General features: G+C 45.8%; 14 protein-coding genes. All 14 read right to left on the minus strand.

Annotated elements, in window-relative coordinates:
* Positions 1 to 155: 155 nt before the first annotated feature.
* The 14 genes from LKD42_RS06340 to LKD42_RS15085 all read right to left on the minus strand — a co-directional run bounded on the left by LKD42_RS06340 (position 156) and on the right by LKD42_RS15085 (position 13,929).
* On the minus strand, positions 156 to 608 hold the full coding sequence (locus tag LKD42_RS06340) for an NUDIX hydrolase (protein WP_022119204.1): 453 nt from the start codon (positions 606 to 608) through the stop codon (positions 156 to 158).
* Positions 609 to 701: 93 nt separating this feature from the next.
* The gene (locus LKD42_RS06345) at positions 702 to 2,267 is read right to left on the minus strand and encodes a peptidoglycan D,D-transpeptidase FtsI family protein (protein WP_248835152.1); all 1,566 of its coding nucleotides are present in this window, start codon (positions 2,265 to 2,267) and stop codon (positions 702 to 704) included.
* Positions 2,230 to 3,582 carry an FtsW/RodA/SpoVE family cell cycle protein gene (locus LKD42_RS06350; protein WP_022119206.1) on the minus strand — a complete coding sequence of 451 codons (1,353 nt, stop codon included), beginning with the start codon at positions 3,580 to 3,582 and terminating at the stop codon, positions 2,230 to 2,232. Before LKD42_RS06350 ends, LKD42_RS06345 begins: the two co-directional genes overlap by 38 nt.
* An 8-nt stretch (positions 3,583 to 3,590) precedes the next feature.
* Entirely contained in the window at positions 3,591 to 5,981 is a 2,391-nt protein-coding gene (locus LKD42_RS06355) for a U32 family peptidase (protein ID WP_248835153.1), read from the minus strand.
* Between the two features lie 125 nt (positions 5,982 to 6,106).
* Entirely contained in the window at positions 6,107 to 6,505 is a 399-nt protein-coding gene (gene zapA, locus LKD42_RS06360; RefSeq protein ID WP_248835154.1) for a cell division protein ZapA, read from the minus strand.
* A gap of 100 nt (positions 6,506 to 6,605) precedes the next feature.
* Positions 6,606 to 7,610, minus strand: coding sequence for a Holliday junction branch migration DNA helicase RuvB (gene ruvB, locus LKD42_RS06365; RefSeq protein WP_248835155.1), 1,005 nt, complete (start codon positions 7,608 to 7,610; stop codon positions 6,606 to 6,608).
* Positions 7,611 to 7,702: 92 nt separating this feature from the next.
* Positions 7,703 to 8,305 (minus strand): Holliday junction branch migration protein RuvA, encoded by a 603-nt coding sequence (ruvA, locus tag LKD42_RS06370; RefSeq protein ID WP_248835156.1) that lies wholly within the window; start codon positions 8,303 to 8,305, stop codon positions 7,703 to 7,705.
* A gap of 38 nt (positions 8,306 to 8,343) precedes the next feature.
* Entirely contained in the window at positions 8,344 to 9,057 is a 714-nt protein-coding gene (locus tag LKD42_RS06375; protein WP_248835157.1) for a histidine phosphatase family protein, read from the minus strand.
* The gene (locus LKD42_RS06380; protein WP_147631708.1) at positions 9,054 to 9,434 is read right to left on the minus strand and encodes a bifunctional adenosylcobinamide kinase/adenosylcobinamide-phosphate guanylyltransferase; all 381 of its coding nucleotides are present in this window, start codon (positions 9,432 to 9,434) and stop codon (positions 9,054 to 9,056) included. Before LKD42_RS06380 ends, LKD42_RS06375 begins: the two co-directional genes overlap by 4 nt.
* An 84-nt stretch (positions 9,435 to 9,518) precedes the next feature.
* On the minus strand, positions 9,519 to 10,286 hold the full coding sequence (locus LKD42_RS06385) for an adenosylcobinamide-GDP ribazoletransferase (RefSeq protein WP_173865783.1): 768 nt from the start codon (positions 10,284 to 10,286) through the stop codon (positions 9,519 to 9,521).
* A 54-nt stretch (positions 10,287 to 10,340) separates the two neighbouring features.
* Positions 10,341 to 10,853: a bifunctional adenosylcobinamide kinase/adenosylcobinamide-phosphate guanylyltransferase gene (locus LKD42_RS06390; RefSeq protein ID WP_022119214.1), complete on the minus strand. Its 513-nt coding sequence runs from the start codon at positions 10,851 to 10,853 to the stop codon at positions 10,341 to 10,343.
* A 13-nt stretch (positions 10,854 to 10,866) separates the two neighbouring features.
* Positions 10,867 to 11,916, minus strand: coding sequence for a nicotinate-nucleotide--dimethylbenzimidazole phosphoribosyltransferase (gene cobT, locus LKD42_RS06395; protein WP_022119215.1), 1,050 nt, complete (start codon positions 11,914 to 11,916; stop codon positions 10,867 to 10,869).
* 261 nt (positions 11,917 to 12,177) lie between these two features.
* Complete coding sequence (locus LKD42_RS06400; protein ID WP_248835158.1) at positions 12,178 to 13,584, minus strand: N-acetylmuramoyl-L-alanine amidase family protein; 1,407 nt, start codon at positions 13,582 to 13,584, stop codon at positions 12,178 to 12,180.
* A 210-nt stretch (positions 13,585 to 13,794) separates the two neighbouring features.
* Entirely contained in the window at positions 13,795 to 13,929 is a 135-nt protein-coding gene (locus tag LKD42_RS15085) for a hypothetical protein (protein ID WP_283094967.1), read from the minus strand.
* Positions 13,930 to 14,143: the final 214 nt, after the last annotated feature.

Consider the following 14,143-nt stretch of genomic DNA (forward strand, 5'->3'; position numbering starts at 1 on the left):
ATCCAGACCTCCTATTTGATCTACCCACACGCATTTTTATCTTAGTCGGAGAAGACTCCCATTTCTATAAGAATGTCTGCAAAGTCCATGATATGAAAATGGAGTCTGCGGCGAACCGAGACTCCAGCTTTCACTCCTTCTGGTGCAGTAATTTGTCAAAAATATTTTTTGTTACCCCAGAGATTCCGCCTCTTTAATTCCAGATATTCATTATACGCTTTTTCCAAAATCGCTTTTTCATTTGAAAACTTCAGCAGATGATATGCTTCATGGTACTTATAATATCCGGAATCCACGAAATATTCTTCTCTCTGTGGCTTGCTGTAATAACTGTCCGCCATCATCAGATACCAGTGTACATCCTTGGAAACGATGTCCTCCGGGACATTGAATGTATACTGACTTTTTCCGACATACTTGATAATGGAAGCATCGACACCCGTTTCCTCCAACACTTCCCTGGCAGCGGTATCTTTATACTCTTCGCCAGCTTCTACAGTTCCTTTCGGCAAGACCCAGCCCTCATACTTGTTCTTATAGCTTTTGTACAACAGCAGGATCTTCCCGCGAAAGATTACCACACCGCCACAGCTCGTTGCCTCAATCATTGCAATTCCTCCTGTATGCGTTGTGTCTAAAACTGTTTTTAGTATACCCCTTTTTTCAGCTGAACGCAAGCTATAAAAATATTCTCTTTTGCATTACTGCTGATACTGGAGTTCGTACCACCATTTGTCAAATACCATCTTGGCTGCCGGGACTGCGGAAGAACTTCCGGAACCGCCGTCTTCGATGATCACACTGATCGCCAGTTTTGGATTTTCCGCATCCAGATAACCTACAAACCAGGAGTGAGTTCCTTCTGCTCCTCCTTCGCTGCCGTATTCTGCAGATCCGGTCTTCCCTGCCGCCGTATATTCTTCCCCGGAAATCTTTCTTGCCGTTCCGTCGGTGACTACTTCCTTCATAAATCCGGACAGGATATCGACTTCTTCTTCTGACATCAGTTCTTTGTATTTGACCGGTGCATACTGCTTTACAATGTCTCCGTCATACGTTTCGATGTGATCGATGTAGTATGGATTCATCATAGTGCCGCCGTTTGCCACGGTTGCAGCCACGAGTGCCATCTCAAACGGTGACACGACCGTCTCTCCCTGTCCAATCGCAGTCATCATCTCTTCTCCGTAGGAGGCATTGGATGACAGACGGAAAAGGCTCTGGCTGGACGGAAGATCGATCGGCAGATCTTTGTTAAAGAGGAACGACTCGCAGAGTTTCCGGTACGAATCATTGTTCACTTCCATACCGATCTGTGCAAAGGCACCGTTGCAGGAGTGGACAAATGCCTGCTCCAGATTTTCATATCCATGGACTTCTCCTTCGTAGCAGGTGATCCGCACATCTTCTTTGGAAATGCTTCCGTTACAGGTATAGTTGAAATTCTGGTAATCATCCGGATGTTCCCGGATATATTCCAGCGTTGTGAGGATCTTAAAGGTAGATCCCGGCGGATACTGCCCCTGCAGTGCACGGTTAAAAAGGGAACTGTTGCTGTCGTCATTGATCAGTGCATCCCAGTCCTGCTCGATCGTATTCGGATCAAAATCCGGTTTGGAAACCATCGCCAGTACCTTTCCGGTGGAGGGCTCCAGCACCACGATCGCACCTTTGTTGTCACCAAGTGCATCATAACATACCTGCTGCAGCTGTGTGTTCAGTGTCAGCACAAGGCTGTCCCCCTGTACTTTGGTATCCAGCTTTTCTTCCCGGATCTGATCCAGGATGGAGGCATGACTGCTCAGCAGATCATAATTATGGACCGACTCGATACCGGACTTACCATTTGTTGCATAACCGACAATATGTGCAAACAGATTGCTGTACGGATAGCTTCTGCTCTCTGTCCCGTCTTCTGCAATGTCTGTCTGTGCCAGGACGTTGCCGTCCGCAGAATAAATATTGCCTCGGATGATCTGTTCCTGGTAAGCAGACTGTTTTGTATTGTACTGGTTATTATTAATATCATCCCGCAGCACCACATTAAAATAGATCAGATAACCTGCCATTGAGAGAAACAACGCCACCATCAGATAACTGACACGAACCAGCCCCTTGTTCTTGATACGGCGGATGCGTTCTTCTTCCTCGTTATCATAGTCATCATAATCCTGATCCAGATAATCCTCATCCGGATCAGCCTGTGCATCTCTTCCTTTTCGCCTAGTACTATCGGTAGTTTTGCGGCTCTTCATAATATTCTTCATCTTCAAATGAATCATCCTCGTCTTTTCTTAGTATATAGAGTCCCTGGATCACAGAGAACATGATCAGTGTACTGAGCATGGAACTTCCTCCGGAGCTGACAAACGGAAGCGTGACACCGGTCATCGGGATCATCTTCATGGAACCGCCGATCGTTAAAAATACCTGGATCGCATACGTGCAGGCAAGTCCAAGTGCCACATAACGGTAAAAATTCTTCGTCATTTTCATTGCGATATTGACAAACATGATAAAGCAGCTCATACAGATCAGAATCGTGCAAATGCAGAAAATACTTCCCATCTCTTCGGCGATCGCCGCAAACATAAAGTCCTGATCCACATAAGGGATCTCGGTCGGTGATCCCTGATACAGACCGGTACCGAACCAACCGCCGGCCGCGATCGCAAACAGTGCCTGTGCCACCTGATAGCCGCTTCCTTCATAAACACTGAATGGATCTTTCCAGATCTCCACGCGGACACGGACATGGGCAAACAGGAAATACGCTGCCACGGCTGCCACCACAAACGCTCCGAATCCAAGAGCCAGCCATTTCCAGTCACGCGTTGCCACATAAAGCATGATCAGATAGGTCATAAAATAGATCAGTGCACTTCCAAGGTCTGTGGAGATCACAAGGATCAGTACATGGACAGCCGCCAAAATGGTAGTTTTGACAATCTGCGAAAATTCGGTCGATTTTGATAACATTCCGGCAATGCAGAATACATAAATAATCTTGACAAACTCCGATGGCTGCAGGGTAATGCCGGCAATCGTCAGTGACAGTTTTGCACCATTTGTCACCGTTGCCATGACCGCAACCGCTACCAGAAGTCCGATGCCAAGGATAGCATAAACCACAGCAAATTTCGTGATAAATTTCAGCTTGCTGATCAGCCACGGCACGATCAGAGCGATCACCGTTCCGATCACACAGATCTGAAACTGTTTGACCGACTGATCATAAGACAGTCTTGTAACCATAATAAAACCGATCGTGATCAGCATACACATGTTATTGATCGCAAGTTTGGAAGCTTTCGGATACAGATGCCTGAAAAAGATCAGTGTCGCTGCCAGATACAATGCCTGTTCCCCGTAAAAAAACAGAATCTGGGACTGGTTCATCTGAAGGTACAGTACCATAAAAGCCACAAAATGGAGACAGAACATCACCACATTCTGTCTGATAAAGAGGAATTCTCTCGCTTCCTCGCTCCGCTTAGCAAAGATCAGAATACTTTGCAGCGTATAGATCACCATCAAAGTGATCAGAACATATTTTGAAAATTCTATGATCAGTTTATCCACCGTTTCACCTACTCCACTCCTCGTTTGTAGTGTCCTCTTGTAAATTCATATCCCGGCTCTCCCAGTTCTTCTCCCCAAAGATATTCTTTCACAAATCGCTTCGCGACTGCCGCCGCTTCTTTGTTGCTTTCTGTCGTAAACGCCAGCCGTACAGATGCCGGGCTGCATTTTCGCACCTCTTCGCTCCATCCGTGCAGCGAAACCGGAACAGAATTGTAAATCACATTATAACAGTAACTGCAACAGTTTTTTACCGGGAATTCTTTCCCCTTGCGATCACGTACCTTAAAAAGATCCGGCGTTTTCTGACAGTGTCCGGCACTTTTTTTCAGACACTGTGTGCTTGTCATGACCGGAATCCTTCCGTAGACCAGCATTTCATCGCCATCGCAGTCACGCTCTTTCAATTCTTTGAACGTAAGCTCTGCAGGGCAGACAAAAAAACTGCAGCCCAGATTTCTTAAAAACGCTTTCGCTTCTTTATTATAAGCATAAACATTGTAATCTGCTGCCCAGGTTCCGTCATATCCGATCTGCTCCAGATATGCGATCTGCTCTGGATTTTTGACCATCATTCCGTCAAAACAGGTCATATACTGCTTCATCTGCTGATCCCACAGTTCCTGATCTTTTGTCCGGAACAGAGACGGAAAAATGTACCAGAGCTCCTTTTTCTGCCCCTGGCATCTCTGTGCCATCGACGGAATCTGTTCACACATCCGGAAATCCAGAAAGCATTTGCTGTCAAGATAAATCCTTTTGACACCTTCTATTTGCAGCATTTCTTCAAACAGGTCTGCCCGTTCGATCGATACAGAAAGCTTTGCTTTCTTTTCTTGCTTCCCGTCATTGGCAGATTTTTCTGCTTCCACTTTTTCCATCTCCGGGCTGTTTTCTCCTGTTTTCCCGGATTTGTCAGATTTTCTCTGATAAGCCTGCAGCTGTTTTTCCTGTAATGCTTCCAGAGCCCCCCGTCGAAGTTCATTGAAACTCTGCATCGGAAGAAAACAGTCCTCATCCATCACAACCTGAAGATGTTCAAACAGATACGGCGAATTTCCGGTACGCATCATCTGTTTTCTTACACGTTCCTCCGCAATCGGCTGTTTCTGTGCCGCCTGTACAATCGATCCGCTCTGGGAGGCCGTGATCCTGCCTTCCGGCCCGTCATATGTCACCGTCAGTATAACAGGTTTCCCTTTAAAAATCATTAACTTGCCCTTAATTTTTTCATAGAGGATCTTCCCGATATACTTCTCTTTCAGTCCTTCCATCAGTTTTGCATTGTACGTGCGATTCCAGATGCCTCCCTTCTGCAGTCTGCCCGCATCGCGGACTTTCATGGAAAAGATCCTGCCTTTTTTCACATCTTCCGCTACCGTTGCGGACTCCAGCATATCACCTTTTTGCAGATTTTCCAGTGCTTTAAAAGTAAGCTGTCCGCCTTTTCTCTGTTCCATAAGCATGGCACCTTCTGTCCCGTAGTGATTCTGCCGCTTCATGGACATCATCGACACACCATGGTATCTCTGATAATATCCTGTGGAAAAACCGCCCCGGTTATACAGATCCATCAAATCCTGGATATCTTTTTTCTCCACATGATATCCTTCTTTTCCTTTTTTACGATAAAGATCCACATATTTGCGGTACATGGCTGCCACACCTGCCGCATACTCCGTTCGCTTCATCCTGCCTTCGATCTTCAAAGAATCCACGCCCGCTTCCAAAATCTCCGGCAAAATCTGCAAAGTACAGATGTCTTTCGGACTTAGCCAGAACTGCTCTTTTCCTTCATATACATAAGGAAGTCTGCACGGCTGTGCACAGCGTCCACGGTTCCCGCTGCGTCCTCCGATCATACTGCTCATCAGACACTGACCGGAATAACAGTAACAAAGTGCCCCGTGCACAAAACATTCGATTTCCAGAGAAGTATTCTGCCGGATCGCTGCGATCTCCTCCAGGCTGATCTCTCTTGCCGGAACAACTCTGGATGCTCCCAGTTTTTCCAATAAAGCTGCACTTTGCACGGAATGGACCGACATCTGTGTGCTGGCATGAAGATCCAGATTAGGAAATTCTCTTTTCAAAAAAGCAAATGCCCCGAAATCCTGCACGATCACGGCATCCAGACCCTGCTCATAAAACGGCACCAGCCAGTCTGCCAGTTGATAAATCTCCGACTGTTTCATTAGCGTATTGGTTGTCAGATATAATTTTTTATTGTGCAGATGACAGTAATCGATGCATTCTGACAACTCCTCATCAGACAGATTGTTTGCATACGCCCTCGCACCAAACATTCTGCCTCCTGTATAGACTGCATCTGCACCTGCATACAATGCAGCTTTTAATCCTTCGATCGAACCTGCCGGTGCCAGAACTTCTGTTTCCACAAAATCCCTCCTGTACTTTTCATGGCAAAAGCCACCTGTTTTCATGTAAACTTAAAAAGGTTGGCAGACGCAATGCCGAACTGCCTTTTCTCCGGCTCTTTGTGTCGTTCCAACCTCTGTCTGTATTACTTGCCCAACTCTGTCTCCAGTTTTACAATCTGCTTCTGGTACTCTGTTGTCTGTTCTTTTAAAGCTTCCAGCTCTTTTGCTGCATCTTCCAGCTTGATCTGAGTGGAGATCAGTTCATGTTTCAAATCGTACAGTTCCTGATCTTTCTGTGCCAACTCTTCTTCGACCATCTCCACCTGATTCTTGGCTTTAAAATAATCATCTGCAACATTCAACTCCAGCAGGATGCTTTTCAACTCCTGGGACAGTCTTGCGTAACCATCCAGTTTTTTTAATTCTGCCAGTTTGTTATTGATATATGTGGCAACCCGCTGCAGATACTCTTCACTCTCATATCCACTCAGGGTATAAATCTTCCCATCAATGAGTACTTCCGTTTTGTTTTTGGATGACATCCTGTGTACTTCCTCTCTTTCGGTAATTACTTGACGCATGATCTTTCCCTATTATAACCTCATATCGCAATTATTTACAAGAGAATATTACAAATCTTTTTCATTTCGTTTCTTCTTTTTCAATTCCAAGGTGCTGATACGTAAGATCTGTGACCACTCTTCCCCTCGGTGTACGCATGATAAACCCGTTTTTGATCAGAAACGGCTCATAAACTTCTTCGATCGTTCCGGCATCCTCACCGATTGCCGCTGCCAGGGTATCCAGCCCGACCGGACGGCCCATAAATTTCTCTGTCATCGTATAGAGGATCCGGCGGTCCGTCTGATCAAGTCCACAGGAATCCACCTCCAGAAGATCCAGGGCGAAGGATGCCACTTCTCCTGTGATCTTTCCATCGTAACGCACCTGTGCAAAATCGCGGACACGTTTCAAAAGACGGTTTGCAAGCCTTGGCGTTCCCCTGGAACGTTTGGCAAGCTCGGCGGCTCCCTGCGGATCGATCTCCACATTCAGTACATCCGCCGACCGCATGATGATCGTCTGCAGCTCTTTTTCTGTATAAAATTCCAGGTGATGTACCACTCCGAAACGATCCCGCAAAGGTGCCGTCAGAAGGCCTGCCCTTGTCGTTGCCCCGACCAGTGTAAATTTCGGCAGATCCAGGCGGATCGATCTGGCGGAAGCTCCTTTTCCGATCACAATGTCGATCGCATAGTCTTCCATGGCCGGATAGAGTACCTCCTCCACCTGACGGTTCAGACGGTGGATCTCATCTACGAAAAGCACATCGCCCTCCTGCAGATTATTAAGGATTGCCGCCATCTCCCCCGGTTTTTCGATCGCCGGTCCCGAGGTGATCTTGATATTTACCCCCATCTCATTGGCAATGATACCGGCAAGCGTCGTCTTTCCAAGTCCCGGAGGTCCATAGAAAAGGACATGATCCAGCGTATCGCCTCTCTGCTTCGCCGCTTCGATATAAACTTTTAAATTTTCTTTTGCTTTTTCCTGTCCAATATACTGTTCTAATGTCTGCGGTCGCAGATTTTTTTCAGAAGATATATCTTCCTCCAGAATATCCGTTGTGATAATTCGCTTTGCCATTTTTTTCCTCTTTTTATTTATTCTAAGATCTTAAAGTCAGAAGATGCCCTGCGATTTCAGACTTTTAACCCCGGCATCATTCCAATTTCAGATCAGATCATTCTTTTCAGTGCTGCTTTCAGTATTGCCTCGGTGTCCATATCATCTCCCGGCTCCACCTTCTGCACGGCACGCAGAGCATCCGCCGGACTGTAGCCGAGAGCTGTCAGGGCTTCCACTGCTTCTCCTCTTGCATCCGGAAGCGTCTCTTCTGCTTCCTGTTCATGCAGAAGCTTCTTCTCAAATACATCCTCCAGATCCAGCTTGTCTTTCAGTTCCAGGATCATTTTTTTCGCCGTCTTCACACCGATCCCCGGTGCTTTGGCGATGGTTTTTGCATCTTCCGACAAAACGGCAAATCTCAAATCATCTGCTGAAAATGCAGTCAGGATCCCAAGTGCCGCCTTCGGTCCGATCCCGCTGACACCAAGCAGCAGTGAAAAAACTTCCAGATCATCCTTGTGCTGAAATCCATAGAGCTGCATCGCATCCTCTTTTACGTGAAAATAAGTGTGAAGCTTCACCTGACTGCTCATTTTCGTCAGCTGCTCCGACTCTCTTCCCGATATATAAATACGATATCCGATTCCATGGACATCCAAAATCACACTTCCCGGAAGTGTCTCCACAAGTTCCCCTTTGATATACGCGATCATATTTTCCCCTCTGTTGTTCTGTTTTATATTCCAAACCGTTACGTGATTTTTTCCAGAACGGTTAATCTCTGTCTTTTTTTCCATGTCTCATCTGATATATACAGATGATATCCCATCGCATTTCCAACCTGCCAGTCATAAAATGCCTTTTTTTCTTCCGCCAGTGCTTCCAGAATACTCATAATTGTTCCGCCATGGACGACGATCGCCGCAGAATATTTCTTTTGCTCCAAAAGTTCCGCCACAATCGTTTTAAAAGCTTCCACACAGCGTTTCCGGAAATGGCTCTGCTCTTCGCCCGCCGGAAACGGCAGTGTCCCGTTGCTGTCAAGCCATCTTTGATAATCCGCATCACCGGATAATTCCTGAAAATTTTTGTTTTCATATCTGCCGAAATCGCATTCCCGCAGATCTGAAACCACAGAAATAGACTGCTTTGGAAACAGGATCTTCGCACTTTCCCTGCACCGCAGCATCGGACTTACAAAAAGTGCCTCCACTGCCGGATACTTTTTCGCATCTGCCATCTGCATAAGACTTTGCTTTCCTTCTTCGCAGAGCGGTTCGTCCGTTGTCCCGATATATCGCCCTTCCAGATTTCCTTTTGTTTTTCCGTGTCGTATCAGATAAATATCCATATTATATCGTTCCCTTTTTTTGTTTGCTGTCCACTGCTCACAGTGATGCACACCATGCATCGCAATGCCCGGTTCTTCTGTGCACCTCTGCCATCCACCAGGATGCTGCATCATTTGATTTTTGTTCCGATACCGCAGACTACACGATACACTGCATCTGCCCAAGAAGCAATCTCCGTGCAGACACGCCCGGTTGTCTCCCGGTAGTTCCGGTCAAACACATCCATCGGAACCACGCCGTATCCGAGTTCGTTGCTGATCAGGACAAGATCCGGATTCTTCATCCACAGCTGTTCTGCCAGATCCTGCACACTCATTTCCTGCTCCAACATTCTTCGGATATACTCATGGAAATGAAACAGCACTTTTGCATGGTAAATATCCGAAAAAGCACAGCTTGTGCCATCCGTAAAATCTTCTCTTTTCTCGTTCAGAAGTTTCTCTGCAAACGCCTTTTTCCCCTGAAACGTTCCTCCTACGATCAATATCATATATGATATCTCCATTTCTCATATGATTTTTATCTTTTGACATCCTTATCGCAAGATACACAGTCGACCTTGTATGACAAGCTCTTAACGTAAAACAATACGAAGTCCGATCACGCAGACTGCCATAAACAGTTCGCAGTTCTGAAGGAAGAATCCTGCCAGATCGCCGGTGATCCCGCCAAATTTTTCATAAGATAAATGGCGGTACCAGAAAAATACCAGCAATGCCCCGATCAGCTCTGCCGTTCCGTACAGTGGATCCAGATACAGCAAAAGTCCGGCACATACGATCAGATAACAGATCATCACGATCCGCACTCTGCTCTTTAATGCCATGTCTGAAAACGTCGCTGCAAGCCCTGTATTTTTCGCCATACGGAAAGATACCAGTGAAAGTCCGCTCAATGTCCTGGAAATGACAAAACCGATTGCCAGAAGTCCTATTGTATGGGCATCTGCCTCGGAATAAATCCCGAAATCCAGAACAAACCAGCAGATCCCTATGATAATCGCAAATGCTCCGGCATGCGAATCTTTCAAGATCTCAAGCTTTTCTTCTTTTGTTTTATAAGAACTGAGTGCATCTGCTGTATCCAGAAGACCATCCAAATGGATCCCTCCGGTAATCAAAACCGGGATCAGGATCAGAACTGCTGTAAAAAGCAGACTTCCAGAGAGCTTCGCTCCGACAAGCATATTCCACAGAAGCGTTGCCGCTCCGATCACAGCCCCGACTGCCGGAAAAAAGCAGATACAGTACTGCATACTTTCTTTTGTCCATTCCACCTGCGGCATTGGGATCTTCGAATACATCGAAAAAGCAACGCACAAACTTCTTCCTATATTTTTCATGCCATTCTCTTCTTTCCTGCTGCCAGAAACAGCAGCTGTGATATCAAAATTTTTTTACTTTATCCGAAGCGGGATACCGTAGACTACTTCATAGCAGACATCGGAAATTTCCGCCAGATATGCATTGATCCTTCCGAGCAGCCTCTGATAATTTTCCGTCTCTTTATCATAGACCATACCATCTGAAAAAATCTCATTCGTGACAACGCAGACATCTGCCGCCTGCTCTTTCAGATGTAAAATCCCATCACAGATTGCCTCATAAGCGTGTTCTTTTGCCCCTTCCGGCGAAAAAACTTCATTTGCCGCCAGATTGGACATACATTCCAGGAGCACCGCCGTGTCCTTTGGAATCCTGACATGGACAAGATCCGTCGGACATTCCAAGGTATCAAAATGCTTCTCTTTTCGCATTTTTCTGTGGCGTTTCACACGCTGTCTGCTCTCTTCATCAAAACAGACCATCGTCGCAATATAGAGCCTGTTTTTCTCCGGAAATTTCAGGATCTGTTCTTCCGCAAAGGCAGATTTCCCGCTGCCGCTGCCGCCTGTCACCGTAACAAACATCGCATCCCCCTCCTCAGACCAAGTGCTCATACTGCTCAATGCTTGCCTCTTCAAAGGTACTCATGCTGTTATAAACCACACAGGCAAGATCAAGGATTGGAAACAGTGTCAGGGCTCCGGTCCCCTCTCCAAGATGCATCTCACAGTCCAGCATGGCATCTAATCCCAGTTTCGATAGAATCATCTGTGCCGCCGGTTCTTTTGACAGATGAGAAGCAATCATATAATTTACGCAGTTCGGGCAGATTACATACGCTGCCAATGCTGCAGCTTCAGAAATGATCCCATCGATCACAACCGGAATCCCCTCTGCCGCACCGCCGAGGAACAGACCTGCCATCCCGGCAAGGTCAAATCCTCCGACTTTTGCAAGCACATCGATGCCGTCCGCCGGATCCGGCTGATTTACCTGGATTGCCTGATGGATCGCAGATATCTTCTTTGTCAGCCCGGAAGTAGAAAGCCCTGCACCTCTTCCTGTTACCGCCTCAACCGGAATCCCCAGAAAAACGGCTGCCAGAGCACTGCTGGTGGTGGTATTTCCAATCCCCATCTCTCCGGTTGCAAGGATCTGATAACCTTTTTCCTTTAATTCCCGAACAATGCGGATGCCAGTCTCGATTGCCTGCACTGCTTCCTGCCTGGTCATCGCCGGACCTTTTGCCATATTTTTCGTGCCATACGCCACTTTTTCATTTCGAAGAGAAGTGTCTCTTGCGATCCCGATATCGACCGGGAAGATATCCGCTCCGGTCGATCGGCACATAATGCTGGAAGTTGCCTTGCCAGACAGCATATTTTCTGAAACAATCGCTGTCACTTCCTGCCCGGACTGCGTGACTCCCTCTTCTACCACACCATTATCTGCACACATCACAACCAGTGCCTTTTTATCCAGATGAATCCTTTCATTTCCGGTCATCCCGGCGATTCGCACCAGAGCATCCTCCAGTTTGCCAAGACTGTGCAGCGGCTTTGCGATCGAATCCCAGTGCTGCCTGCACCGCTCCATCGCTTCCTGTGATGGTTTCTTGATTTTCTCTAATGTCTCTTCCAGAATCATGATCGTCCTCTATTCTTCTATTTCCTGTAAATTATTTTGCTTTGTTTCAAGTCGAACGCATGTGAGACTTGGTGCGTGATTCTGGTCAGCGAAAACTGACATATTCTTCTCAGAATCACTGCACATTCTACACTTCGTTCCGGTCGGCACAAAACGAGTGTCACCGATATCCAATTCATTATAACAGGAAAAAAACGGCTTCGCAACAAAAAACAGCAGTCAGTTCGAAAATATGTTCTCTTCGTCTGACCGCTGTCTTTTTTACAATAAAGATAATGCAAGGGAAAGTTCTTCGTTGTAACGCGTGGTATACGCCGGATATGTTTTTTTGCGGTATGCATACAGTTTCTGTAAAAACTGCTCGTCCGTCGTACTGTTTTTGATTCCGGCCGCTTTGACTGCTCCTGCTGCCGTCCACTGACCGTGCTGGATGGAATAGCTAAATACTGCTCCTTTTACAATATCCGGTCTTGCATCCATATTGATATTAAATTTGCTCTGCAGATATCCTGCCGTCACATCATAATATTCACGCTTTGCATAAGCATCCTGATAAGAAGCAAAGCCTTTCGGCGATTTGTTGTAGATCGTTCTCCATGCCGCATAGAATTTCGTATTTCCCTTCAGCAGTGATTTCTGACTGTCAGTGTATGCCGCATATTTTTTAAATTCTGCAAAAAATGTCGGATTGCTCTCATAACAATATTTCACAAATGGAAGCAGTGAATAGCGATAGTCAAACTGATATTTGCCACAGGCATTGCCATTGTCTCCACCAACCTGTGCATAGGCTGCCGTTCCTGACTCAAACGTCGTAAAAAACAACATCTTGTCTGTGATATTATCATCCCTGTCCTGAATGTTTGCTGTACACCTTCCATTCAGGTCAATGTTATAGACAACGCCGTCAATCGTGACTGCCTTGTTTTTCTGCATGACACCTTTGGCATTGAAATAATATGTAACACGGTCAACAGAAAGCAGACCAACTGCTGCAGCAGAACCATTGTCCGGATCCAGATAATATTTCTTTCCTTTCGAATCAAGCCAGCCGCTCTGCAAACCTCCGTCTTTTGCAAAATAATAACGTTTTCCGTCAATCACCTGCCATCCGGTCACACGGTAATATTTTTCACCGGTATAGTAGGTTTTACCGATCCAGTGAAACCAGCCCTGAAGACAGATTCCTGTATTTTTCTGAAAAAAGTAATACTGCTTGTTGATATATCTCCAGCCTGTCAGCATATAACCTTTCTTTTTTCTGAAATAATAGCGATATCCCTCGATCCTTCTCCAGCCGGTCGCTCTCGCACCATTTTTCTTCGGATCCAGATAATACTTCCGTTTTCCGAGCTGGATCCAGCCAAGCTGCTTTTCACCTTCCGGGGTATAGTAATAATATTTTTTGTTGATCTTATACCAGCCACCCTTGAAGTTCTGGATCCACTTTCCGTCCTCACCTACGAAATACTCTCCGATCCACTGATTTTTCACAAGGGAACCGTCCGAACCGGCATAATAATCGCCAACCCACTTGTTCCTGACTAATTTGCTGCCTCTGTATGCATACCAGACACCATCAACATCCTTCCAGACTGCCTTTCTTGCAGCCTCTGCCCTCTGCGGCATACAAAGCATCGCAAACATCACTGCGAATACAGCCAACATGATTTTTCTTTTTCTCTTCATTATTTATCCTTTCCCCCACACTTGTCAAAACCGATCTGTAACTAAATATCAAATTATTTGTTACAAATCTGTTACATTTCATCGCCATTATAGACGAATTTCCTGTATTTGTCAAATGGATTCCCATAAAAATACAACCTGTACCTGTGGGGAAAATGAAAATGTATGAAAGAAAGTTCTGCCTTACTTTCATTTTATATGTTTTTCAAGCCACCAGATCAAAATCCCGACATACGGAATCTTCGGATCATCCATCGCCTGAATCTTTTCTAACCTTCGTTTGCAATACAAAGATATATCACCATTTCCACATCTTTTTTTCACATCAAAAATCAGACTTTCCAGCACTTGTTTTCTGTTTTCTTGAAATGATGAATTTGCTCCAGTGAACTACCCATTGTCTAAAGCCAATGGGCTTCCTGCTTCGCAGACCTCGTAACCTACTATCTCCACAGGCGTTAATTCGGGCAGTCCCTGCCCTATATTGTTATTTTTATGCTATTCGTCTTAATCCTTCTTCCAGTATATTTTTTGCTGC

This window comes from Hominisplanchenecus faecis, from assembly GCF_020687205.1.
GTDB classification, from domain to species: Bacteria; Bacillota; Clostridia; order Lachnospirales; family Lachnospiraceae; genus Hominisplanchenecus; species Hominisplanchenecus faecis.